The sequence below is a fragment of the Paraburkholderia sp. GAS199 genome (assembly GCF_050436585.1).
In the GTDB taxonomy this organism is placed as follows: domain Bacteria; phylum Pseudomonadota; class Gammaproteobacteria; order Burkholderiales; family Burkholderiaceae; genus Paraburkholderia.
The window spans coordinates 95753-119276 of the sequence record NZ_JBNDMM010000004.1; the positions used below are offsets into that span (position 1 = coordinate 95753).

Genomic DNA, 23524 nt, shown 5'->3' on the forward strand with positions numbered 1-23524 from the left:
TAAGGAACGCTAATGCTCGACTATGCCTTGCTCGACGCGCTGGCCGCCGTGGTGCGTCAGGGATCGTTCGACCGTGCGGCCAGTGAGCTGAATGTGACGCCCTCGGCGGTGTCGCAACGAATCAAGCTGCTGGAGGAGCGGGTGGGGAGCGTGCTGGTCAAACGTGGCCAACCCTGCGTGGCGACCACTTCGGGTGCGCTGCTGTGCCGCCATACCGAGCGCGTGCAACTGCTCGAGTCGGAGCTGACCGGCCGCCTGCCGGCGCTGCCGGGCGCGCTCGTCGAACCGTGGCCGACGCTGCGCGTGGCCGTCAACGACGACAGCGTCGGCACCTGGTTCATCGACGCAGTAGCGCCGTTCTGCGTGGAGCGGGAGATGCTGCTCGATCTGGTGATCGACGATCAGGATCACACCGCGCAGCGGATTCGCGACGGCAGCGTGCAGGGTGCGGTGACTACCCAGGCGGAACCGGTGCAGGGCTGCCGCTCGGTGCGCCTTGGCCGCATGCGTTACCGGGCGGTTTGCACGCCGGTGTTTCGCGAGCGTCATTTTGCCGAGGGCGTGACCCGCGAGTCGTTACGGCGCGCGCCATGCGTCGATTTCAATCCGAAAGACCAGTTGCAAAAGCGCTTCATGCGACGCATCTCGCGGGCTGAAATCGATCCGCCCGTGCACTGGATTCCGCACGTTGCCGGTTTTCTGCGGGCCTGCGTATCGGGCCTCGGCTGGGGCATGTGTCCCGAGCGGATGATCGCGCCGCATCTGGCAAGCGGCGAGCTGATCGACATCGCGCCGGCCAGGCATCTCGACGTCGACCTGTACTGGCAAAGCTGGCGCCTGTCGATCGGCTGGCTCGACGATTTCGGCAGCGAACTGCGCAAACGGGCGGCCGAGTTTCTCGACTGAGCGCGCCCATCTGTGACTTTGCGAAGTTGCGATCTTGCGGCCGTCAATGCAGACGGATCACGGGATGCACGCGCCGGCGCAGCCAGTGGCTCGCCGAATCGAGCGCCATGCGTGCAAAGCCCGTGAGCGTCATGACGTGACGGCGATAGATCAGCTTGTAGACTACCGTCGCGAACCAGCCGTCGACGAATAGTGGCTGTGTCAGCAGGCCATTGCTCAAACTTCCGATGGTGCCTTCGCGGCCGAAGCCGACCAGCGTGCCGGCGTCGCGATAGACGAACTCCGGCAGTGCTTCGCCCGCGATGCGCCGCTTGAGCGCGCGCGCCAGAAACTGCGCCTGCTGATGCGCAACCTGCGCGCGCGGCGCGAGAATCGCGCCTTCCGCATGCGCGGGGCAGGCCGCGCAATCACCGAGCCCGAAGACGTTCGCGTCGTGGGTGGACTGCAGCGTGCGATCGACGAGCAACTGCGCGTTACGGTTCACGGCGATGCCGTCGAGCGAGCGCAACACGGGTGGTCCCGCGATGCCGGCAGTCCAGATCGCGATGTCGCTCGGTAGGCTTGCGCCGGTGTGAGTGAGTACCGCGTCGGGACGCACTTCGGTGACACGCGTGCCGCTCAATACATCGACGCCGAGCCTGGCGAGCATCCACTGCGCCCGCGCCGAAATCGCGCCCGACAACGCGGGCAGCACACGCTCGCCGCTTTCGATCAGGCGGATGCGGAAGTCGTGCACCGGGTCGAGCGAAAACGGACTGTAGCGGTTCAGCAAACGCACCGTATCGCGCACGGCCGCCGCGAGTTCGACGCCGGTCGCGCCCGCACCGATGATATTGATCGACACCGGCGTTTGCGCGTCCGGCGAACCCGTGCGGCGTGCGTGACTGGCCCGCAGACACGCGTCGAGCAGCTTGCGGCGGAACGCTTCCGCATGGGCGACCGATTCGAGCGGCAGCGCATGGTCCGCCGCGCCGGGCACGCCGAAATACTGCGTGACGCTGCCCATTGCGAGCACCAGGGTATCGAAGGCGATTTGCCGCGTCGGCAGGATTTCGCGGCCGTCCGCATCGAGCAGCGCATTGACGGTGATATGCCGGTTCGCGCGATCGAGCGCGGCGAGTTCGCCCTGCTCGAATTCGAAACCGTGACGTTGCGCCTGCACGGCGTATTGCAACTGATGCGTGGCCGGGTCCAGCTGACCCGAAGCGGCTTCATGCAGCAGCGGCTTCCAGAAATGCGTCGGCCAGCGATCGACCAGCACCACCTGCGCGAGCCCGTCGCGCCCGAGCGTGTCGGACAGACGCGTCGCGAGCCCAAGACCACCGACTCCGCCGCCCACGATCACGATACGATGCGCGGCTTTTTGCCGGGGCGCCCGATGTTGCTCGCGCAGCGGAGTGTCGGTGCCTTGCCGGTCGATTGCATTCATGGTCGCGTTCCTCCTGATGGGTATCGTTCGAAAGCCGCTCGTACGGCTCATCTGTCGGGCCAGTATAGAATCCGCTAAATCAGCAGCACAATTTAATATTTGTACGGAACATATAGGTTTTTACTTATGTTGAAAGCGGCGACGTTTCGGCAGTTGAAGGCCCTGCATACCATCGCGAAACTCGGCAGCGTGTCGCGCGCCGCGGAGGAATTGAAGCTCACGCAGCCGGCCGTGTCGCTGCAGGTGCGTCTGCTCGAAGAAGCGGCGGGCGCGCCGCTTTTGCAACGGGTCGGACGCGGCGTGCAACTCACGGCCGCGGGCGAAATCCTCGCGCGTTATGCGCTCGAAATTCTCGATCTGTGGAACGGCGCGGCGGACGATCTCGCAGCCTTGCACGGCGAGCAGGGCGGCACCTTGCGCATCGGCGCGATCACCACGGCCGAGTATCTGATTCCGCCGTTTCTGGTGCGCTTTACCGAGGCGCGTCCGCAGGTCAAAGTGCAGTTCAAGGTGGGCAATCGCGCCGACATCATCCGCATGCTGGCCACGCACGAGATCGACCTTGCGGTCATGGGCAGCGCGCCGCGCGAATTGCGCACGGTGTCCACGGCTTTCGCCAAACATCCGATGGCCTTCGTCGCCTCGCCCGCCCACGCGCTGATGAAGAAAAAGCGCCTCTCGCTCGACGACCTGCAAAGCGCAAATCTCTTCGTGCGCGAGCGGGGCTCGGGCACCCGTTCCACTGTCGAGAATCTGTTCCGGATGGCGGGTCACAAGCTGCATATCGGCTCCGAGCTGTCGAGCAACGAGGCGATCAAGCAACTCGTGGAAGCCGGGCTCGGCATCGCGTTCCTGTCCTTGCACGCCTGCTCGCTGGAGTTTCAGGCGGGCCTGCTCGCGTTGTTGCCCTTGCCGGCCAATCCGATCGAACGCGACTGGTTCGTCATGCATGTGTCCGACAAGCGTTTGCCGCACGTCGCCAGTCTGTTCCGCGACTTTCTGATCGAGCACGGCATGTCCGGCGACGTGCCCGTGCCGCTGCCGACTCTCGCGGCCGCAAAGCGGCGGCGCGTCGCGCGGCCGGCGGGGCGGACCTGACGGGTTGACCTGACCTGAGCCTAGGCGCGCGCGATTCTCGCGATTCGCTTCGACGTTTGCCCGTTTCGCGGACCGGCGGCGGAACCTTCGACGGCTTTCAATCTGCCCGAAAAGCCTTATTCCACGGGCGTTTCAGGTTACATCGCCGGAAATCGAAGTGAAGGTTGGGCTGCCGATATTTTTGCGCGCCCCGATTGTCTTTACAGTGGCGACCAGACATCAGAGAAAAGTGGACGCCGCAGCCCCGCGGCGAGCCATGGTGATTGACCTGGCCGTACAGGAGTTGGAGACAATGAGCAGCGATAGCATCACTCAAGTCGAAACATTCGGTTTCGAGCGCATTCCCGATCGATCGCGCTACGCGCGCCCCATCGATCTGTTCCGCCTGCTGTTCGGCGGTTGCAATACTTTTTCGACCTCGGTGCTGGGCAGCTTTCCCGTGCTGCTTGGTTTGTCTTTCAAGGCGGGCGTGTGGTCGATCGTACTCGGCGTGCTGATCGGCTCGTGCATTCTCGCGCCCATGAGTCTGTTCGGACCGCGTAACGGCACCAGCGACCCGGTTTCCTCCGGCGCGCATTTCGGCATTCATGGCCGGATCGTCGGGTCCTTTCTCGCCGTGCTGACGGCCGTGGCCTTTTTCTCGCTGGCCGTGTGGAGTTCCGGCGACGCGCTGGTGGGCGGCGCGAATCATCTGCTCGGTTTGCCCGTCAACTGGATGACGCTGAGCTTCGCCTACGGCCTGTTCGCCGTGCTGGTGCTCACGGTTTGCGTGTACGGGTTTCGCTTCATGCTGTGGGTCAACAAGATCGCGGTGTGGGCGGCGAGCCTGCTGTTCGTAGTCGGCCTGTTCGCCTTTACGAAATCGTTCGACAGCGCCTACGCCGGCAAGGTCGCGCTCGGTTCGGTCGGATTCTGGCCGGCCTTCGTGAGCGCGGTGCTGGTCGCCATGAGCAATCCCGTTTCGTTTGCCTGCACGCTCGGCGACTGGGCTCGCTATATTCCGGAGAACACGCCGAGAAAGCGCACCATCCTCGCCGTGATGCTCGCGCAACTGGCAACCTTCGTGCCGTTTTTCTTCGGTCTCGCCACCGCAACGATCATCGCGGGCAAGGCGCCGGATTTCATCGCGTCTAACAATTACGTGGGTGGCTTGCTGGCGATTTCGCCGAACTGGTTCTTCCTGCCGGTGTGCCTGATCGCGATCATCGGCGGCATGTCGACGGGCACCACGGCGCTGTACGGCACGGGGCTCGACATGTCGAGCATGTTCCCGAAGTTTTTGAACCGGGTGCGCGCCACGCTGCTGATCGGCAGCCTCGCCATCGGCTTCATCTTTCTCGGCCGTTTCGCGTTCAATCTGGTCGAAAGCGTGTCGACGTTCTCGGTGCTGATCAACGTGTGCAGTTGCCCGTGGATGGTCATCATGATCATCGGCTTCGTGACGCGCCGCGGCTACTATCTCTCCGACGATCTGCAGGTGTTCAATCGCGGCGGACGCGGCGGCCACTACTGGTTCTCGCACGGCTGGAACTGGCGCGCGATGGGTGCGTGGATTCCGAGCGCGGCGATCAGCCTGTGCTTCGTCAATCTGCCGGATCAGTTCGTCGGTCCGCTCGGCCAGCTCGCAGGCGGTCTGGACATCAGCATGCCGGTTTCGCTGATTCTCGCCGGTGCGCTGTATATCGCGTTGCTGCAATGTTTCCCGGAACCGGACGGCGTGTACGGTCCGCTCGGACGGCGCTGGCTGCGCGGCGGTTCGCAACGCAATGTGGTCGTGCAACCCGTCGTTCCGGCGGCTAAGCTGAAAGAGGCGCGCGTGGCGGCGAAAACCGCGGCCCGTCAGGTGAATTCGCAACCTGCCGCACAGCGGGAGCGGGAAGAAGCGCTGGATGCGCAGGACGCCGGTTAAAGCGTGGAAGTATTCCGTCGATTCTGGCGGTCGTGCAGAATCGACGGACACGCGAAGGCGCAGTAAGAGAGCAATGGTATTCAAGTCAATCAGGCAATCAAGATGAGCGAGTCAGTAAAGCGCGCGTTTGAAGGTGTAAAGCTGTTTCCGTTCTGGCTGGACAATCCGCGCGCACCGGCTGTCGAACGGGAACTGATCGGGCCGACCTCGGCGGATCTGGTCGTGGTGGGCGGCGGCTTCACCGGTTTGTGGGCCGCGATCCAGGCCAAGGAAGCGGACCCGTCGCTCGACGTGGTGCTGGTGGAAGCGGGCAAGGTCGCGTACGGCGCGTCGGGCCGGCCCGGCGGCATCATTTCCACGTCGGTCATGCACGGTTTGCCGAACGCGACCCGCGTGTTTCCGCAGGATCTCGACGTGCTGGAAAAGCTCGGTCAGGAAAACCTCGACGGCTTCAAGGAATCGCTCACGCGCTACGACATCGAGGCCGATGTCGAGTGGAACGGCGAAATGACGGTCGCGGTCGATCCGGGTCATCTCGATCACCTGAAGGGCGATTACGAACTGCACGTGTCGCACGGTCACGACGTCGTGCTGCTCGACAGCCAGGCCGCGCGCGAACAACTCGATTCGCCGCTGTTCGCGGGCGCCATGTGGTCGCGTAACCGTAGCGGCACGATTCATCCCGCCAAGCTCGCGTGGGGGCTCAAGGCCGCCGCACTGAAACTCGGTGTGCGCCTGCACGAACACTCGCCGATCACGCGTCTCGAAGACCGTGGCGCCACGATGATCGTGCACACGCAGGCGGGCCGAATCGAAACGCCGCGCGTGCTGCTCGGCACCGGCACCGCCGATGTCGGCGTGACCGATATCAAGCGGCGCGTGATGCAGGTGCGCGATCACATCATCGCAACCGCGCCCTTGAGCGAGGAGCAGATGGCGCGGATCGGCTGGCAGAACCGTCAGGGCATTTACGACACGCGCACGCAGCTGAATTATTTCCGCCTCACGAAAGACAACCGCATCATCTTCGGCGGCCGCGTGAGCTATCACTTCGGCGGCAATCCGAATCCCGCGGCGGATCGCGACGAGAGCACGTATTACAAGCTCGCCGAGGCGTTCTATCGCACCTTCCCGCAACTCGACGACGTGCGTTTCACGCATGCCTGGGGCGGCCCGATCGACTACTGTTCGCGCGGTGCCGTGTTCGCGCGCCGCTATCACGGCGGCAAGAGCGTATTCGTGGCGGGTTATACGGGCTTCGGCGTGGCAGGCAGCCGCTTCGGTGCGAAGATGGGTCTCGACATGCTGTGGAATCGCGACACGGTCATCACCTCGCTGGATATCTCGCGCAAGGGACCGTCGTATATTCCGCCGGAGCCGGTGCGCTGGATCGCCGCGAAGATCACCTTCAACGCGTTCGACGGCGCCGACGATCGCGGCGGCTGGCGGCGTCTGTGGATCAATTCGATCAAGGCGCTTGGTTTTCCGATGTAATAAAAAAACCGCACCTTATCGGGTGCGGTTTTTCCTGAACCAGAAGCAGGTAGTGCGTTTTATCCGCAGTACACGATGCTGTATTTCTTGGTGGCCACCGGCATGTGCCACGTGCCCGAGAAGCCCTTGTGCAGGATGAAGGCGTCGCCGGGTGCATAGCGTTCGCTGCGGCCGTCGTCGCTGGTAATCACGACTTCGCCTTCGATCAGCACGCACACTTCGTGAATCGGCAGGTCGGCCAGCTTCAGCGTGCCGGCGTCGCATTGCCAGACACCGGCGGAGAGCATGTTGGTCGCGTCCGAGAAAGCGTTCAGCGCGTGCGGGGCCTTGGCGCCTTCGAGGATGACGTCGGCGGGATCGTGCAGGGCCGGGTTCAGGCCGGAAGCGCCGGGACCTTTAGCGTCGATGCGGGTGAAAGTGATGTTGCTCATGTTTATCTCCTGAGTTGATCGAGGCCGATGTTCGTATCGACGTGAAACCGGAGTCTGAGCCAAAGCCGCGTAGCGATGAATTTCGATTTGAAGACATTCAGATTGAGCGGCGTAGATGTAAGGCGTCCAGTGCCGCCGCGAGTCTGATCCCACCATTCATGTAAAGGACAATCCATGCAACACGCCACGCAGTTTTATATCGACGGACAATGGGTCGAGCCGCTCGAATCGCGCAAGCTCGACGTGATCGATCCGTCCACCGCGAAAGCATTCACGCAGATTTCGCTGGGCAGCGCGGCCGATGTCGATCGCGCCGTGGCGGCCGCGAAGCGCGCTTTTACCGCGTACAGCGAGACCACGATCGCGCAGCGTACCGATCTGCTGCAAGCCATCCTCGACGTCTATCGCAAACGCTACGACGACATGGTTCACGCGATCAGCCGCGAAATGGGCGCGCCGCGCCAATACGCCAACGACGCACAGGCGTGGACCGGCGTCGCGCATCTTGAAACCATGATCCGCACGCTCGACACCTTCGAGTTCGAATACGTGAAAAGCGGCATCCTGATCCGCAAGGAAGCGGTCGGCGCGTGCGGCCTCATTACGCCGTGGAACTGGCCCGCGCTGCAGATCGCCACCAAGGTGATCCCGGCGCTGGCGGCGGGTTGCACGATGGTGCTCAAGCCGTCGGAACTGGCGCCGCTCTCGGGCATCGTGTTCGCCGAAGTGCTCGCCGAGGCCGGCGTGCCGGCAGGCGTGTTCAATCTCGTGAACGGTGAAGGCACGGTGGTCGGCGAGGCCATGTCGCGTCATCCGGATATCGACATGATGTCGTTCACGGGCTCGACGCGTGCGGGCGTGCAGGTCGCGAAAGCGTCGGCGGATACGGTCAAGCGTGTGCATCAGGAACTCGGCGGCAAGTCGGCCAACCTGATTCTCGAGGACGCGAATCTCGAAGAAGCGGTGAGGCGCGGCACGCGCGCCTGTTTCGACAACAGCGGGCAATCCTGCGACGCGCCCACGCGCATGTTCGTGCCGCGTGCGCGCATGGACGAAGCGCTGAAGTATGCGAAGGACGCCGCGCAATCGCTCGTGGTCGGCGCGGCCGATGCCGACGGTGTCGATCTCGGTCCGGTGATCAGCGAGCAGCAGTTCGACAAGATCCAGCGGCTGATCGGCGTGGGCGTGGAGGAGGGCGCAACGCTCGTGGCGGGCGGTTTGGGTCGTCCGGAAGGCTTGAGCGACGGCTACTTCGTGCGTCCCACGGTGTTCGGTCACGTCACGCCGGACATGACGATCGCGCGCGAAGAAATCTTCGGCCCGGTGCTGTCCATTCTCGGCTACGACTCCGAAGACGAGGCCATCGCCATGGCCAACGACAGCCTCTACGGCCTCGCCGGCTACGTGCAGTCCGCTTCGCTCGAACGCGCGCGCGCGGTGGCCAGACGGCTGCGCACCGGCACGATCTATCTGAATTATGCGGACTACAATCCGGAAGCGCCGTTCGGCGGTTTCAAGCAGTCGGGCAATGGCCGCGAGTACGGCGAGTTCGGTCTCGAAGACTTCCTGGAGATCAAGGGCGTGGTCGGCTACGAGGGCTGAGACCGGCGCGCGTTGCCGAGGCTACAGCAGCAGTTCGATCGAATGAAACAGGCGGCGCTGCTCGGGATCGGCCGAGCGTGCGCCTTCGTCGATCACTTCGCGCAGACAATCGAGAAAACACGTGGCCGCCGGACTCGTCGGCGCGCCACGGCGTGAGGTGATGCTCACGATGGTCTCGTCCACCGTTTCGCGCAAGGGCAAGGCCCACAGGTTTTCTTTGGCGATGCTCACTTCCACCAGCGGCCACGGGAAGATGCTCAGCATGTCCGTTTGCGCGAGCAGGCCAAGCACGACGGCAAGCGAGTGCGCCAGATGGATGGTGTGCGGCACGCGCATGCCGCGCTTGCGAAACAGATTGTCCGAGATGGACTCGCGGCTGGCCGGGTCCCAGTTCAACACCCATTCGGCGTCTTCCAGTTCGAGCAGCGTGCGGCAACCGGCTTTCGGATGATCGCGCCGCGCGACCACCGCCGAGTGCGTCGAAAACAGCGGCACGTTATGAAACTCCGACTGCGGCGAAGCAGGCGGCGGACGGCCGATCGAAAAATCCAGACTACCGTCGCGCAGACGCGGTTGCACCACCGCCAGCAAACCCTCGAAAAATTCCAGTTGCACTTCCGGCATGCGTTGCCGGAATCGCTGCACGGTCGGCGGCAGAAACGTCAGCGCGACCCAGGGCGTGACGCCGATCGACAACTTGCCGGCCGCCGCGCCGCGCATCGCTTCGATCTCCGCTTCCGCGCGTTGCAACTGCCCGAGCACCAGTCGCGCATGCACGACCAGCGCGCGGCCGAACTCGGTAAACGCGACGCCGCTCGCGCCGCGCACCACCAGCGGCGCGTGCAGATCGGCTTCCAGTTCCCGCATGGCCTTGGTGACGGCGGCCGGCGACAACCCGAGCGAGCGCGCCGCAGCCCGGATACTGCCGGTATCCGCGATGGCCGCTAAGGTGCTGAGCTGATGGAGTTTCATCGATAAAGTACGCAGAAAAGTGGCAACCACTGGTTGCCGCCGCAACGATTCTACGCCTGCCCGTGGAATTTCGTCGTCGCTATGCTGGGTTCACGCTTTCAAATACGGAGACGAGACGTGAACACCATGGTCATCCCGGCGGGAATCGCCGAACTCGAAGACGAAATGATCGCGCTGCGCCGCCGCATTCACGCGCAGCCGGAACTGGCCTACGAGGAATTCGCCACCGCCGATCTGGTCGCGGAACGTCTGCAGGAGTGGGGCTACACCGTGCATCGCGGACTCGCGCAAACCGGCGTGGTCGGTCAGTTGAAACTGGGCGACGGCACGCGCAAGCTCGGTCTGCGCGCCGACATGGATGCGCTGCCGATTCAGGAAACCACCGGCTTGCCGTATGCGAGCACGGTTCCCGGCAAGATGCACGCGTGCGGTCACGACGGCCATACGGCCATGCTGCTCGCCGCCGCAAAACATCTCGCCCGCGAGAAGTCTTTCGACGGCACGCTGAACGTGATTTTTCAGCCCGCCGAGGAAGGCCAGGCCGGCGCGCGCCGGATGCTCGAAGAAGGACTTTTCGAACGTTTTCCGTGTGACGCCGTTTTCGCGATGCACAACATGCCGGGCTTTCCCACCGGTAAGTTCGGTTTTCTGCCGGGCTCGTTCATGGCGTCGTCGGATACGGTCATCATCACGGTGACCGGGCGCGGCGGCCACGGCGCGGTGCCGCACAAAGCGGTCGATCCCGTCGTGGTGTGCGCGCAGATCGTGCTGGCCTTGCAGACCATCGTTTCGCGCAACGTCGCGCCGCTCGACATGGCGATCATCACCGTCGGCGCGATTCATGCGGGTGAAGCACCGAACGTGATTCCGGAAACCGCCGAAATGCGCCTCTCCGTGCGTGCGCTGAAGCCCGAGGTGCGCGACCATCTGCAGGAGCGCATTACGGCGGTGGCGCAGGGGCAGGCCGCCGTGTTCGGTGCGAGCGCGCAGGTCGACTATCAGCGCCGTTATCCCGTGCTCATGAACGACGCGGACATGACCCGGCTCGCTCGCGACGTCGCGCTCGACTGGCTCGGCGAAGACGGTCTGATTCCCAACATGCAGCCGCTGACCGGCAGCGAAGATTTCGCCTTCCTGCTCGAACGGTGTCCGGGCAGCTATCTCATCATCGGCAATGGCGACGGCGAGGGCGGCTGCATGGTGCACAACCCCGGCTACGACTTCAACGACGACTGCCTCGCCACCGGCGCGGCCTATTGGGTGCGGCTCGCGCAGACGTTCCTCGTCTGAGGTGTGCCGTTCGATGTTCCGCGACGATGCCGGGCGCGACTTGCGTCGTGCTTTGTTTACGTCGTCGCCACATAGTCACGTCAGTGCTGGAAGTGCACCAGGAGACGCAGATGGACTTTTCCGCCACACCGCAATCCGCAGACGCCGACGCCTTGCAGCGCAACGGCGTAGCGTCACAATCGTTGCAACCGGCTGAACGCGCGACTCGCGTGAGTCATGCGAAGGCGATCGCCGCGATCACGCTCGGCAACGGACTCGAGTTTTTCGATTTCACGATCTACAGTTTCTTCGCGACGATCATCGGCAAGCTGTACTTCCCCGTGGAAGGACAACTCGCGCAACTGATGCTGGCGGCGGGTACGTTCGGCGTCGGCTTCATCATGCGTCCGGTGGGCGGGATCGTGCTCGGTGCCTATGCCGACCGCGCCGGCCGCAAGGCGGCCATGAGCCTCACGCTCTGGCTGATGACGCTCGGCTCGGCGATCATCGCCTTCGCGCCCACCTACGCGGCAATCGGCCTCGCCGCGCCTTTGCTGGTGATTCTCGCGCGGCTGATTCAGGGCTTTGCGTTGGGCGGCGAGATCGGCGCTTCCACTTCGTTGCTGATGGAATACGGCAGCGACAAAACGCGCGGCTTCTACGGCAGCTGGCAGTTCGTGAGCCAGGGCTTGAATACCGTATGCGGGTCGCTGCTCGGTGTCGCGCTGGCGGCCGCGTTGTCGACGGCCGAGCTGGAGAGTTGGGGATGGCGCGTGCCGTTCGTGATCGGCATGGCGATGGGGCCGATCGGCATCTACATCCGGCGACATCTGGACGAAACGCTGCCCGGTGTGGAGGAGGGCGCGGGTCAATCGGCTGGCGCCGTCAAGCCGGCTTCGCAGCCCGTGCGCAAGCTGTTCCGCGAACACTCGCGCGTGATTGCGACGGGCGTGCTGACCACCATCGGCGGCACCGCGGCAAACTATATCGTGCTGTTCTATCTGTCGACGTACGCCATCCGCATTCTGCATTTGCCGATGTCGTCGGCCTTGTGGGCCGCGTGGACGGCGGCAGTCGTCACGGTGATCTGCTCGCCGTTCGCCGGCGCATTGTCCGATCGCGTCGGGCGCAAGCGCGTGTTGTTCATCTCGCGCGTGATGTTGATCGTGGCCGTTTATCCCGCCTTCGCGATCATCAATGCCGCGCCGACCGTCCCCGTTCTATTGAGCGTGGTGGCCGTGCTCGCGGTGTTCGTCGCCTTCACGGCGGTGCCGAACATCGTGATGTTGCCTGAGATGTTTCCGCGAGAGATTCGCGCGACGGGGATGTCGGTTGTGTATTGCCTGGGCGTGTCGATTTTCGGTGGGTTTGCGCAGTTTTTTGCTACCTGGCTCATACAGGTGTCGGGGAGTAATCTTGCGCCGGCTTGGTATCTGATCGGGTGTGGCGTGGTGTCGGTTTTGGCGTTGCCGTTTATGGGGGAGACGGCTGGGAGGGCTATTGATTGAGTAGGTATGCGGTGGGGTTGTTTTTTTTGTTTGCCTTCGCGTGGCGTTCTTTCTTTGTGTTAGTGGTTTATTGGTGTTGCCCCTGTGCGGGGCGGCACTTACTTTCTTTGCTGCGGCAAAGAAAGGTAAGCAAAGAAAGCCGCTCACACCGCTAATGCTATTCGTTATCGGTGGCGCTTCTTTGCGGCGGTGGCCCCGGAGCGTCCGGCGCGTCGCGCACTCCGCGTGAGTGACAAGGCCGTCATCAGTTCCGGCGGCGCTTCGCGCGCCGAGCGGTATGCTGGGGAAACCGGAGGTTTCTCCTGTGCTTTTCGCCAAGACGAAGGCGATGGCCCCGCTAACGAAAAACGAAGTGGGTGGTTTGGTGAGGTACCGTTCCGGCGCGTAGCGTCCTCGGAACGGATGACTGCTGTATCACTGGCAATTGCGATCAACGGCCAGCCCACTGGTCGGAACTCGGTGTCGTTATAAGAGGTGGCCGCTTGGGGTTAGCGGCTTAAGCGACTTTCTTTGCCGCTGAGCGGCGCGCGCAGCGAGTAGATCCCGCCCGGCTGAATCACCTTGCTTACGGATACGCCGTCAGCGCGCTTTGCGGTCGATGTTTTCCATGGCGAGAGATGCCGCTACGCCGTCCGTAACCGAAAAGCCCGCCGTACAGAAGGTTCGGACAAGGTTCGAAGTGTGACGGCACGTAGCTGTAGACGTCAGAAATTGACGGTTGCTAAGAAAGACTAACGAAATGCAGCAGCCGTCCGCTTTTCGAGATAGGAGGTGGAGGCGCGGTGCTAGGATTTCGGCGCCAAAACTTCGGATATTTCCCATGGAGAAACAGGAATTTGCGCTAAGAATTCTGGTTGGCGTGATGGGCGCGTTTATGCTTGTTCTGGTTGTGCGGCTGGCTGAAGGCACGACGGATCACTTCTGGAATGTTCTGTCGGGGATTGGAACATTCTCTGCAGCAGTCATTGCATTGTTCTTCGGCTTGGGCCAACAGGTCAGCGCGAACAGGATCGCGGACGATCAGGCAAAACTCACTGCAGCGATACTTCACCCGCGTCTGCTCGCTGCGCAGGAGGCCATGACCACACTGGCGCTCACGCTGAACGAACACGACACGTGCAACGTGGAATCGGGTTCACGGATGCGATGGTTTGATCGCTGTAACAGCTACGCCCGCAACGCCGTGTTCAAGGTTCCGCTCGACGAACTGATCGCATTGGCACCGCTTACTGGTGACTGCGCAATGAACGTTGCCAGGGCGTCAGCCCTCATCGACACCATTGTCCAGAATCTATCCGGCTTTAACGCCGAACTCTGGACATTGTCCCCAGACGACGTCCGAGCCAAGGTCGTAACAAGTATCTCCCGCCGAACCGCAGACGCCGTCGATGTAATGGCGAGCGCCATAAAAATCTGCAAGACCATCATCGAAGGGGAGAGGTAGACGCTGCACGCGCCGGAGCGCTACTTCACCTAACCACACTTCATTTTAGTTAGCGAAGCCATCGGCTTCGCCCGGCGAAACGCTCAACAGAAACCTCCGGTTTCCCCAGCATACCGCTCGGCGCGCGAAGCGTCGCCGGAACTGATGACGGCCTTGTCACTCACGCGGAGTGCGCGACGCGCCGGACGCTCCGGGGCCACCGCCGCAGAGAAGCGCCACCGATAACGAATAGCATTAGCGGTGTGAGCGGCTTTCTTTGCTTACCTTTCTTTGCCGCAGCAAAGAAAGTAAGTGCCGCCCCGCACAGGGGCAACACTAATAGACCAATAAGAAAATAAGAAACCGCCACCACAAGCAAGGCAAACAACAAAACGCACGCCGCAGGCAAACAAACACCACAGGCAACCGCCTCAAGGCATCGCCGACTCTCCCCCCTTCGCCACCGCGTCCCCCTCCACTGGCTCTCGCGTCTCCGGCATCGCCGCCCACACCAGCAGCACGGCCAGCGCGCCCGCCGCAGCCAACCCAAAGAAACTCACCGCATTGCCGAAGTGATCGGCAACGAACCCCGCGGCAGTCGTGCTCAAGGTCGCGCCAATGCCGGCCGCCAGGCCGAACAGGCCGATACACAGGTTGTATCGTCCCTTGCCGCCCGCCACGTCGGCGGCAATCAGCGGCAGCATCACGCCGAACACGGCGGCGCTCAGGCCGTCGAGCATCTGCACCGGCACCAGCAGGTACGGGCTGCTGATTCCCGCGAACAGCAGGGCGCGGATCGGCAGGGCCGAGAACCCCAGCAGCAGGATCGGGCGGCGTCCCCAGCGCTCGGCGGAGCGGCCTACCCATGGCGACATCATCGCGACGATTGCCTGCGGCACGATGATGCACGCGGCAATCACGAGCTGCACGTTGTCGCCCATGCCGGCAGTCACTTCGCCGGCGGCCAGATTCAACATGGCGGCGTTCGACAGGTGGAACAGCACGATGCACGCCGCGAACAGCAGCATGCGCTTGTCGCGCAGCAGTTCGCGCAGGCTCTCGCGCCGCTCGATCTGCGCAGGCGTCGGGCCGGTTTTGGGCAACTCGATCGTGTCGGTGCGCTGGATCATTGCCAGGGCGAAAAGTGCCGGCACGGCCAGTGCCGCGGTCAGCCAGAACACGGCGCGCGGTGAGTAGTATTCGCCGAAGACGCCCATCAAGCCGGCCGCCACCGCGCTGCCGATCGACGCCCATCGCGCGTTGCGCCCGAGCCGGTCGCCAAGATTGGCACGCCCGACGAGTGCGAACGAAATGGCGGCCAGCGCCGGGGTCAGCATGCAGCTCGCGAAACCGTGGAAGACCTCGGCCGCGATCACCGGCAGCACGGTCGGACTCACGGCCAGCAACACGGCGCTCAGGATGATCGCGAAGATCGCCCAGGCGGCCGCGCCTTTCTTGTTGCGCAAGGCGTCGACGGCGGCGCCGCCCGGCACCTGGCTCACCATCGCGCTGATGGTGCCGACGGAAAGCGCCATGCCGATCTCGCCCTGCGTCCACTTGTGCGAGGCCAGATAAGACGCGATGAACGGCCCGAATCCCGTCTGCACGTTGGCGACGAAAAAATTCATCCAGTCGAGCGCGCGCAAGCTGCGCGCGGTAACCATCGTGCGGCCTGTCATCGGGCCGCCCGTGCGTTGGAGCCCGCGGCGGCGGGCGTGGCCGCAGCCGGCGCCGACGTGGCGGCCGGCGCAGCGGGTGGCGCGGGCGAGACGGCACGGATCGGCTTGTCGCTCGCGTAGGGCGGCGTGGCATTGATCTGCGCGTCGGTCAGGTCGATCAGCGGATGCAGTTCCTTGTCTTTCGTGACGAAATGCAACGCCGACCAGTTCGCGGCAATCGTGCGCCGCTCGGTGCTGACCATGCCGTTGACGTCGAGCACCACGGCTTGCGGCTGCGCGTTCGCGTCGATCAGCACGTCGATCACGCGACCGACCTTGGCGCCATTGGAGCGTTCGACGGTCGCGTCGAGCAAGGGCAGTTCGATCACGTTCGACTTCGCGGCCGGCGCCGGCGCGCCCGGCGTGGTGAGTGTGATCGGCGCGGTTTTCGCGGTCGGCGTGAAGCGGAAAATGCCCCACGGGAAATTCACTTTGCGGTCGCCGACGCCAAGGAAACCCTGCAGATTGACGACCATTTCGCGCGGTTTGCCGCTCGCATCGGTGACCATATCGACGGCGCGGCCCACGACCTTGCCATCGGGTTTCTGCACCGGGCTATCGAGCAGCGCGCGCGCCTCGTTGCGCTCGATCGTGCGCAACACGATCAGCGGCGGGGGCGGCGGCGGAGGCGGCGGCGCCACCACGACCGGCGGCGCGGGCTCGACCTTGTGCGGTTTGACGACCGGCTTCTTCGGCCGCTTGGGCTGTTCGGGACCGGCCGTTTCGGTTTCGGGCGGCTCTTCCGGCTCGGACGCCGCCACGGGCGCGCTCGCCGGTTCGACGGGCATCACCGTGGCATCGACGATCGGCGCCTGTTGCGGTCCCCACAGCAAGCTGCATCCGGACAGCGCGCACAGCGCGATCAACGCGAAGAATGCGAGAACCGGCTGACGCCAGGCAGGAAGCGAGAAACCGCCACTCATCAAAAAGCACTCCATGTCGCGGCGCACGCTCGCGTGCCGTCGCAGTTAAGTTACGTAACGAAACATGCCGCCGGGCAAGGCCGCCAACCCTGTTCTTGCGATCGCATTCGAGCCGCCCCGTTACGCTGGCTGAGGGCCAGAGTGTAACCCGTGGCAAAAGCCCGACCCGGTTTCGCGGGTGTCGCGCCGAGGTCAGCCCACGCACGCGCCGTGCCGCGTCGCGCAGATCGATGCGGCGAATTTCGCACTTTCTTGCCCCTGAAAGCCTGGAAAACCCTTTCATCTGCGCATGATGGGCCGTAGGTGTAAACACGCGGCTCGCGACGCGTATTGCCGTCCCCGCAACGATATAAGCGTCACGACATGTCTGGCATGCCATTCATGCGATGGGAGACATATTTGTGTTGGCCTACATTTCGAGACAGCAAAAGAAGAACGGAGCGTGCGAGTGGTCCGGACGCATCGCAAACCGACGTTCATACCTTGCCACACCCACATTAAATCAACGTAACGAGACGAACCTGACGGCAGCCGTATCGACGGCTGTTTCAGCACGCTGATAAAGGAGGCACTCATCATGATGGAACCCCAAGCCCAACCGATTTCCGAAATCGGCGCCGAATCTTTCGACGGAAAGGGCTTTCTCGACCGCTATTTCGAAATCTCCTCGCGCGGCAGTTCGCAACGCCAGGAAATCGTCGCCGGCATCACGACCTTCCTCGCCATGGTCTATTCCGTGTTCGTCGTGCCGGGCATGTTCGGCAAGGCGGGCTTCGATACCAGCGCGGTATTCGTTGCCGTGTGTCTGACAACGGCATTCGGTTCGCTGCTGATGGGTGTGTGGGCGCGTCTGCCGATCGCAATCGGCTGCGCGATTTCGCTGACCGCCTTCACGGCCTTCGGCCTCGTGCTCGGCAAGGGTCTGCATCCGAACGTGGCGCTCGGCGCAGTGTTCCTGATGGGCGTGGTGTTCACCGCGATCTCGGTAACGGGCGTGCGGTCGTGGATTCTGCGCAATCTGCCCACGGGCATCGCGCACGGCACGGGTATCGGCATCGGCCTCTTTCTGCTGCTGATCGCCGCCAACGACGTGGGTCTCGTCGTGAAGAATCCGGGCGCCGGTCTGCCGGTGGCACTCGGCAAGATCACGGCGCTGCCGGCGATCATGTCGGTGGCGGGGCTCGCGGCGATTTTCGGGCTGGTGCGCCGGCGCGTGCCGGGCTCGATCCTGATCGTGATTGTCGCGATCTCGGCGGTCTCGCTTGCCATCGATCCCGCTGTCGCGTTTCATGGCGTATTCGCGTTGCCTTCGCTGAGCGCGCCGGGTCACGCGTCGCTGATCGGCGCGATGGACATCAAAGGTGCGTTGTCGATGGCGGTGCTGCCGAGCGTGCTCGCGCTGGTGATGACCGCCGTGTTCGATGCGACCGGCACGATTCGCGCCGTCGCCGGACAAGCGGGTCAACTCGACGAAAACGGCCGCATCATCAACGGCGGCCGCGCCCTGACCGCCGATTCGCTGAGCTCGATCTTCTCGGGTCTGCTCGGCGGCGCACCGGCTGCCGCGTACATCGAATCGACGGTCGGCGTGGCCGCCGGCGCGAAAACAGGGATGGCCGCCGCGGTGGTCGGTCTGCTGTTTCTCGTCGTGATGTTCTTCTCGCCGCTGGCGAGCCTCGTGCCGTCCTATGCGACCGCGCCGGCGCTGATGTACGTTGGTCTGCTGATGCTCTCGAACGTCAGCAAGCTGCATATGGACGATATGGTCGACGCGATGTCGGGCCTCATGTGCGCGGTGTTTATCGTGCTGACCGCGAACATCGTGACGGGCATCATGCTCGGCTTCGCGACGCTCGTGATCGGCCGCGTGGTGAGCGGCGAGTATCGCAAGCTGAACGTGGGCACAGTGGCGATCGCGATCGTGCTGGTCGGCTTTTACCTCGGCGGCTGGGCGATCTGATCGCTTGCACGGCAAGTCGTGTGTCTGTTTTATTTGCTGTAGCGCGAGAGCAGGGCGCCCGTATTGCGCCTTGCCCGACCGTGTAGTCGGTTGTTCTCCACCCTTGACGCGACGCCGTGCCATGCAGTTTGCGCGCGGCGTCGCGTGTCTTTTTTCAGATCATTCAGCGTTTTTCATGCACACGTTTTGCGGGCACACAGCAGCCGGCCAACGTGGCGCGCCTTGACATCCCCAAGTGCATTTCTAGACTGGAGTTCATGGTTCAGTTCGACGCGGCATCCTGCCCGTCGAACGGCGTTTGCCATCTGGGAGGTGCACATGAACCCGCAAACTCGGGACCCGCAGCATCGAACCGGCACACGGGAAGAATGGCTGGCGGCCAGCAAGGCGCTGCTTGCCGAAGAGAAAGCGCATATGCGTGCCGGCGACGAACTCGCGCGCAAACGCCGTGCGCTGCCATGGGTGAAAGTCGACAAGACCTATTCTTTCGACACGCCGCAAGGCCGCAAGACGCTCGCCGATCTGTTCGACGGGCGCAGTCAGTTGATCGTCTATCACTTCATGATGGGTCCGGACTGGGACGAGGGCTGCGTGGGCTGTTCGTTTCTCTCCGATCACATGACCGGCATCCTGGCGCATCTCGAACATCACGACGTCTCGTACGTGACGGTCTCGCGTGCACCGCTCGACCGCATCGAGGCCTTCAAAAAGCGGATGGGATGGCAGTTTCCGTGGGTGTCGTCGAATCAGAGCGATTTCAACTACGACTATCACGTGTCGTTCACGCCGGAAGAAGTGGCGGGCAAGAAGGGCTTCTACAACTTTACCGAGCAGGATGTCGGCATCGACGAAATGCACGGGCATAGCGTGTTCTACAAAGACGCGGCGGGCGACGTGTATCACACGTATTCCACCTTCGGTCGCGGCGACGAGCAGTTCATCAACACGTACGCGCATCTGGACGTCACGCCGAAAGGCCGCAACGAAACGACCAGTCTGACCGACTGGGTCAAACATCACGACCGCTACGAGGCCGGCACGTCGGATGCGTCCAACGCGTCCGGTTGCGCTGCCTGCAAATCGTGAAAACACGGGGACGTCACGCGTTTTTGCGTCCCGCCTCGTAGAAGAGCGCGAACAGTTCCGACTGCGAGTTGACGTTGAGCTTGGTGTAAATGTGCTTCTTGTGCGCACGCACCGTTTCGAACGAGATGGTCAGTTTCTCGGCAATGGCGCGTGTCGAGAATCCGCTCAACGTCAGCATGGCCACTTCGACTTCGCGCGCGGTGAGCGGCGAACGTCCGCCCGCCGACGACACCTGCTCGAAACGCGCGGCATAGGCGGGCGCGTCTTCGGCGAGCGTCTGGACCGCGTTTGCCGGCGTGGCGTCACCGGAGAACGCTTGCGAGGCGCCGGCATCGAACGACTCGAAACGCAGACGCTGACGCAGCAATGCGATCACCCAGGGCGCGCACAGGGCAAGTACCGCGAGATCGCGTTCGCCGTAGCGCTGCGTCGCGCCGAGTGAAAACGCGAGCGTGTGACGCGCGTCGATCATGTAATTGAAGTGCACTTCATCGCCGACGATGTTCTTCCTGAAGTACCGCTGGTAGTAATCGGTCATCGTGAAGTTGTCGGGTGCGACGTCGGCGAGCGTGAGAAAGCCGGAGACGGGCCGCTCGGTCGCGGCGATATAGAACGGATCGAGTTGATACAGCGCGGCCAGATAGTCCTGGAACATCGTGTCGACCGTGCCGTCCGGCATCGGCGATTCCGCGCACACCAGCGGCGCTTCGCCCACGGCGAAACGCAGGGCGACCCAGTTGTCGAACATCACATAGCGTTCCAGCGCGCGCGTGAGGCGGGTCCAGAACTGCGCGGTGTCGAGTGCCTCGACGACCGCGCCGATCTCGCGATGAAAGGCCAGGTCGCGCCATTCGAGTTCCATGCCTGCTCCGGTGAGGGTAACCCTGCTGGGTAATTACGGACAAAAATATGTCTGGTAATAATAGGCTCAACCTTGAAACAGAGGCGGTCGAGTCAAGCCGCGTAGCAAACGTGGCGCCGACCGGTATTTTGCACGGGACGGGAGTGATGCGCGCTTGCGCCGCTCCGGTCGAGCCGGCATGGAATCGGAGACAACAGCAATGCTTCAACTGGAACTGGCACAAATTCCCATCGTGGACGGCGCGTCCGGCGTGGATGGCGCGAACGTGCAACGCGTGCTGCACACCATTGCCCGACGTTCGGACGGCACCGATCTGATCGTGTTTCCCGAAACCACGCTGTCGGGCTTTCCGACGCGTGACAACGTGCGTGACGTGGCCGAGCCGATCGAGGGTGCCTCGCTCACGGCGGTGCGCAATGCCGCGCGCGACGCGCGTGTGGCCGTGGCCGTCGGTTTCGCGGAACGCGACGGCAGCCGCTTTTTCAACACCACGGTACTGATCGACGAGCAGGGCGGCATCGCGCTGCGTTATCGCAAGACCCATCTGTGGGCCTCGGACGTGGGCGTGTTCGAACCGGGCGACCGCTACGAAGTGTGCAGCTTCAAGGGCATGACCGTCGGTCTGCTGATCTGCTACGACATCGAATTTCCCGAAACCGGGCGCGCGGTGGCCTCGCTCGGCGCCGATCTGCTGCTCGTGACGAACGGCAACATGGACCCGTTCGGTCCGGTGCATCGCCGCGCCATCGTGGCGCGGGCCATGGAAAACCAGATGTTCGCCGCACTCGTGAACCGGATCGGTTTGGGCGACGACAACCTCACGTTCCCCGGCGAGTCGGCGTTGATCGATCCGCTCGGCGAAGTGGTCTGCGATGCGGGGCATGAAGAAACCGTGATGCGCGCCACGCTTGACCCGGCACGCCTCGAAGGTGCGCGCGAGCATTACCGTTATCTGCACGACGCGCGCATTGCGCTCGATCTCGCCACGGCAGAGGGCGAGCGCGGCCAGCGGATGCGCGTGATCCGCAACGGCTGATTGCAGCATGCGCTGAAGCAGGCACGGCAGCGCAAACGAAGTTCAGGCACGACACCTACCGCGCAAAAAACCGCGCATCCAGCAAGTCTGATCGACGGTATCGAGCAGGACGGCGCGAGGCGCGCCGCCCGCAGCCGATGCTCGTCCATTCGTCTCAGGAGACACCGCATGAACCCATCATCGAACGCCGGGCCGGCCGCGCAGTCCGTCAGCGGCACCACGCATCTGAAACGTACGCTCGGGCTGCCGTCGGTCTTGCTATTCGGTCTCGCCTACATGGCGCCGCTGATCGTGTACGGCACCTACGGCGTGCTCGCCGGCGCGAGCGGCGACACGGCGGCGCTCGCCTATCTGATCGCGCTGATCGCCATCGTCTTCACGGCGCTCAGTTACGGCAAACTCGCGCGACTGTTTCCGGTCGCGGGTTCCGCGTACACGTACACGCGCAAGACCTTCAACCCGCATCTGGGATTCATGATCGGCTGGGCCACCTTACTCGATTATTTTTTCCTGCCCATGGTGATCTGGCTGATCGGCGCCGCGTATCTGAGCGCGGCGTTCCCGCATATTCCGGGCTGGATCTGGATCGTCGCGTTCATCGTGCTGACCAGCGCCTTGAATATTCTCGGCATCGAACTCGCGAACCGTTTCAACATCGTGCTGATGGTGGTGCAACTGGCGATCGTCGCGTTGTTCGTGGTGTTGTGCTGCCATTACGTGACGGCTGCTGTCGGCCCGGGCGGACTGATTTCGGCGGAGCCGTTCTTCAAGCCGCACGTGCCGTTCTCGGCCACCATGGCGGGCGCCGCGATCGCCGCGTATTCGTACCTCGGCTTCGACGCGGTCTCCACGCTCACGGAAGAAACCATCGCACCGGAGAAGACCATGCCGCGCGCCATCGTGCTGATCGCGCTGATCGGCGGCGCGATCTTCGTGATTGCCGCGTACACGATCCAGCTCGCGCATCCCGGCGCCGTATTCAAGGACCCGGATTCGGCGGCGTTCGAAGTGGCGCGCAAGGTCGGCGGCGATATCTTCGTGACGGTGTTTCTCGCCGGGCTGATTCTCGCGCAGTTCGCCTCGGGCATCTCGGCGCAGGCAAGCGTGGGCCGTTTGCTCTATGCGATGGGACGTGACGAAGTGCTGCCCAAGCGGATCTTCGGCTTCGTGCATCCGAAGTACAAGACGCCGGCGCTGAACATCGCGATTGCGGGCGCAATCGGTCTGGTGGCATTGAAGCTGGACGTGGCGACCTCGACATCCTTCATCAACTTCGGCGCGTTTCTCGCGTTCACTGCCGTCAACCTGTGCGTGATCCGGCAGTTCTTCAACGCAAGGGGAAGCGCGAATGCGATGGGCGTGATCGGTGGACTGCTGTTCCCGCTGGCCGGCGCCATCGCGGACGTGTGGTTGCTGGTGAGTCTGGAGAAAACCGCGCTCGTGCTCGGCGCAGTGTGGTTCGTGCTGGGGCTGTGCTATCTCGGCTGGATCACGCGTTGTTTCCGTCAGGCGCCGCCGGAAGTGGCGGTGTAAAACAGATCGCAGCGCCGAGGCGCTGCGGCGCTCAGAGCGACATGTCGAAGGCGGGCTTGAGGAAGAATTCGATGGCCATCACGGCGAGGCCCATGGCCGCCGCCGACAGCGTCAACGTGCCGTATTCGTCGTAACGTGCATCGTAAAGGCACGCTACGACGAACAGAATCGCCAGCAGGTTAGTCAGCCAGTCGAAATTCAGCGCGAAGGTCATCGATCAAATCCGGGCTCATGTGCGACCGCAGTGCCGGGTCGCTCGCTAAGGTGAGCGGAATTCTAGCGAGTTGAGCTTACGGATTCGCAACGGCTGCGCTTACAGAAATTACGCATTGCGTGAAGCCGGGGAGTCGCTCCGGCGGAGCGCT

The 23524-nt window shown here is 63.3% G+C and carries 19 protein-coding genes; 12 read left to right on the forward strand and 7 right to left on the reverse strand.

Annotation, left to right across the window (positions count from 1 at the left end):
* The first annotated feature begins 12 nt into the window (after positions 1–12).
* A complete protein-coding gene (locus tag P3T18_RS17395) occupies positions 13–906 on the forward strand; it encodes a LysR family transcriptional regulator ArgP (RefSeq protein WP_429301205.1) in 894 nt (297 codons plus the stop codon).
* Positions 907–949: 43 nt separating this feature from the next.
* Here P3T18_RS17395 and P3T18_RS17400 read toward each other — a convergent pair whose 3' ends face one another.
* Positions 950–2335 (reverse strand): NAD(P)/FAD-dependent oxidoreductase, encoded by a 1386-nt coding sequence (locus P3T18_RS17400; RefSeq protein WP_429301206.1) that lies wholly within the window; start codon positions 2333–2335, stop codon positions 950–952.
* A gap of 126 nt (positions 2336–2461) precedes the next feature.
* Between P3T18_RS17400 and P3T18_RS17405 the strand changes: the two genes are divergently transcribed.
* From P3T18_RS17405 to P3T18_RS17415, 3 genes are all read left to right on the forward strand, one after another.
* Complete coding sequence (locus P3T18_RS17405; protein WP_429301207.1) at positions 2462–3433, forward strand: LysR family transcriptional regulator; 972 nt, start codon at positions 2462–2464, stop codon at positions 3431–3433.
* A 292-nt stretch (positions 3434–3725) separates the two neighbouring features.
* Positions 3726–5342, forward strand: a complete 1617-nt coding sequence (locus tag P3T18_RS17410; RefSeq protein WP_429301208.1) for a purine-cytosine permease family protein — start codon at positions 3726–3728, stop codon at positions 5340–5342.
* Positions 5343–5444: 102 nt separating this feature from the next.
* Positions 5445–6836 (forward strand): NAD(P)/FAD-dependent oxidoreductase, encoded by a 1392-nt coding sequence (locus tag P3T18_RS17415; RefSeq protein WP_429301209.1) that lies wholly within the window; start codon positions 5445–5447, stop codon positions 6834–6836.
* A 59-nt stretch (positions 6837–6895) separates the two neighbouring features.
* Here P3T18_RS17415 and P3T18_RS17420 read toward each other — a convergent pair whose 3' ends face one another.
* Positions 6896–7267, reverse strand: coding sequence for a cupin domain-containing protein (locus P3T18_RS17420; protein WP_429301210.1), 372 nt, complete (start codon positions 7265–7267; stop codon positions 6896–6898).
* A gap of 174 nt (positions 7268–7441) precedes the next feature.
* On the opposite strand from P3T18_RS17420, the gene P3T18_RS17425 reads away from it, so the two are divergent.
* A complete protein-coding gene (locus P3T18_RS17425; RefSeq protein ID WP_429301211.1) occupies positions 7442–8869 on the forward strand; it encodes an aldehyde dehydrogenase family protein in 1428 nt (475 codons plus the stop codon).
* Between the two features lie 21 nt (positions 8870–8890).
* Here the strand turns inward: P3T18_RS17425 and P3T18_RS17430 are convergent, their stop codons facing one another.
* The gene (locus P3T18_RS17430; RefSeq protein WP_429301212.1) at positions 8891–9841 is read right to left on the reverse strand and encodes a LysR family transcriptional regulator; all 951 of its coding nucleotides are present in this window, start codon (positions 9839–9841) and stop codon (positions 8891–8893) included.
* 117 nt (positions 9842–9958) lie between these two features.
* Here P3T18_RS17430 and P3T18_RS17435 point away from each other — a divergent pair, with 117 nt between their 5' ends.
* The 3 genes from P3T18_RS17435 to P3T18_RS17445 all read left to right on the forward strand — a co-directional run bounded on the left by P3T18_RS17435 (position 9959) and on the right by P3T18_RS17445 (position 14062).
* Entirely contained in the window at positions 9959–11131 is a 1173-nt protein-coding gene (locus P3T18_RS17435) for a M20 aminoacylase family protein (RefSeq protein WP_429301213.1), read from the forward strand.
* Between the two features lie 110 nt (positions 11132–11241).
* On the forward strand, positions 11242–12618 hold the full coding sequence (locus P3T18_RS17440) for an MFS transporter (RefSeq protein WP_429301214.1): 1377 nt from the start codon (positions 11242–11244) through the stop codon (positions 12616–12618).
* A gap of 820 nt (positions 12619–13438) precedes the next feature.
* Positions 13439–14062: a hypothetical protein gene (locus P3T18_RS17445; RefSeq protein ID WP_429301215.1), complete on the forward strand. Its 624-nt coding sequence runs from the start codon at positions 13439–13441 to the stop codon at positions 14060–14062.
* Positions 14063–14472: 410 nt separating this feature from the next.
* On the opposite strand, the gene P3T18_RS17450 is transcribed toward P3T18_RS17445, so the two are convergent.
* Both P3T18_RS17450 and P3T18_RS17455 read right to left on the reverse strand, forming a co-directional pair.
* Entirely contained in the window at positions 14473–15720 is a 1248-nt protein-coding gene (locus tag P3T18_RS17450; protein WP_429301216.1) for an MFS transporter, read from the reverse strand.
* Entirely contained in the window at positions 15717–16682 is a 966-nt protein-coding gene (locus P3T18_RS17455; protein ID WP_429301217.1) for a PRC-barrel domain-containing protein, read from the reverse strand. The genes P3T18_RS17450 and P3T18_RS17455 overlap by 4 nt, the downstream gene beginning before the upstream one ends.
* Before the next feature lie 577 nt (positions 16683–17259).
* On the opposite strand from P3T18_RS17455, the gene P3T18_RS17460 reads away from it, so the two are divergent.
* Both P3T18_RS17460 and P3T18_RS17465 read left to right on the forward strand, forming a co-directional pair.
* Positions 17260–18642, forward strand: coding sequence for an NCS2 family permease (locus P3T18_RS17460; RefSeq protein ID WP_429301218.1), 1383 nt, complete (start codon positions 17260–17262; stop codon positions 18640–18642).
* A 318-nt stretch (positions 18643–18960) separates the two neighbouring features.
* Positions 18961–19728, forward strand: a complete 768-nt coding sequence (locus tag P3T18_RS17465) for a DUF899 domain-containing protein (protein WP_429301219.1) — start codon at positions 18961–18963, stop codon at positions 19726–19728.
* 13 nt (positions 19729–19741) lie between these two features.
* Here P3T18_RS17465 and P3T18_RS17470 read toward each other — a convergent pair whose 3' ends face one another.
* Positions 19742–20590, reverse strand: a complete 849-nt coding sequence (locus P3T18_RS17470; RefSeq protein WP_429301220.1) for a response regulator transcription factor — start codon at positions 20588–20590, stop codon at positions 19742–19744.
* 199 nt (positions 20591–20789) lie between these two features.
* On the opposite strand from P3T18_RS17470, the gene P3T18_RS17475 reads away from it, so the two are divergent.
* Together P3T18_RS17475 and P3T18_RS17480 are read left to right on the forward strand one after the other, a co-directional pair.
* Positions 20790–21626, forward strand: a complete 837-nt coding sequence (locus tag P3T18_RS17475; RefSeq protein WP_429301221.1) for a carbon-nitrogen hydrolase family protein — start codon at positions 20790–20792, stop codon at positions 21624–21626.
* Positions 21627–21794: 168 nt separating this feature from the next.
* Positions 21795–23159, forward strand: a complete 1365-nt coding sequence (locus tag P3T18_RS17480; RefSeq protein ID WP_429301222.1) for an APC family permease — start codon at positions 21795–21797, stop codon at positions 23157–23159.
* 31 nt (positions 23160–23190) lie between these two features.
* On the opposite strand, the gene P3T18_RS17485 is transcribed toward P3T18_RS17480, so the two are convergent.
* The gene (locus P3T18_RS17485; RefSeq protein WP_429301223.1) at positions 23191–23373 is read right to left on the reverse strand and encodes a hypothetical protein; all 183 of its coding nucleotides are present in this window, start codon (positions 23371–23373) and stop codon (positions 23191–23193) included.
* Between the last annotated feature and the right edge of the window lie 151 nt (positions 23374–23524).

Coding starts and splice junctions, on each gene's coding strand:
- P3T18_RS17420 (WP_429301210.1), bottom strand. CDS start 7,267: ATGAGCAACATCACTTTCACCCGCATCGACGCTAAAGGTCCCGGCGCT.
- P3T18_RS17425 (WP_429301211.1), top strand. CDS start 7,442: ATGCAACACGCCACGCAGTTTTATATCGACGGACAATGGGTCGAGCCG.
- P3T18_RS17465 (WP_429301219.1), top strand. CDS start 18,961: ATGAACCCGCAAACTCGGGACCCGCAGCATCGAACCGGCACACGGGAA.
- P3T18_RS17395 (WP_429301205.1), top strand. CDS start 13: ATGCTCGACTATGCCTTGCTCGACGCGCTGGCCGCCGTGGTGCGTCAG.
- P3T18_RS17410 (WP_429301208.1), top strand. CDS start 3,726: ATGAGCAGCGATAGCATCACTCAAGTCGAAACATTCGGTTTCGAGCGC.
- P3T18_RS17460 (WP_429301218.1), top strand. CDS start 17,260: ATGATGGAACCCCAAGCCCAACCGATTTCCGAAATCGGCGCCGAATCT.
- P3T18_RS17405 (WP_429301207.1), top strand. CDS start 2,462: ATGTTGAAAGCGGCGACGTTTCGGCAGTTGAAGGCCCTGCATACCATC.
- P3T18_RS17440 (WP_429301214.1), top strand. CDS start 11,242: ATGGACTTTTCCGCCACACCGCAATCCGCAGACGCCGACGCCTTGCAG.
- P3T18_RS17445 (WP_429301215.1), top strand. CDS start 13,439: ATGGAGAAACAGGAATTTGCGCTAAGAATTCTGGTTGGCGTGATGGGC.
- P3T18_RS17430 (WP_429301212.1), bottom strand. CDS start 9,841: ATGAAACTCCATCAGCTCAGCACCTTAGCGGCCATCGCGGATACCGGC.
- P3T18_RS17470 (WP_429301220.1), bottom strand. CDS start 20,590: ATGGAACTCGAATGGCGCGACCTGGCCTTTCATCGCGAGATCGGCGCG.
- P3T18_RS17450 (WP_429301216.1), bottom strand. CDS start 15,720: ATGACAGGCCGCACGATGGTTACCGCGCGCAGCTTGCGCGCGCTCGAC.
- P3T18_RS17475 (WP_429301221.1), top strand. CDS start 20,790: ATGCTTCAACTGGAACTGGCACAAATTCCCATCGTGGACGGCGCGTCC.
- P3T18_RS17455 (WP_429301217.1), bottom strand. CDS start 16,682: ATGAGTGGCGGTTTCTCGCTTCCTGCCTGGCGTCAGCCGGTTCTCGCA.
- P3T18_RS17400 (WP_429301206.1), bottom strand. CDS start 2,335: ATGAATGCAATCGACCGGCAAGGCACCGACACTCCGCTGCGCGAGCAA.
- P3T18_RS17415 (WP_429301209.1), top strand. CDS start 5,445: ATGAGCGAGTCAGTAAAGCGCGCGTTTGAAGGTGTAAAGCTGTTTCCG.
- P3T18_RS17480 (WP_429301222.1), top strand. CDS start 21,795: ATGAACCCATCATCGAACGCCGGGCCGGCCGCGCAGTCCGTCAGCGGC.
- P3T18_RS17485 (WP_429301223.1), bottom strand. CDS start 23,373: ATGACCTTCGCGCTGAATTTCGACTGGCTGACTAACCTGCTGGCGATT.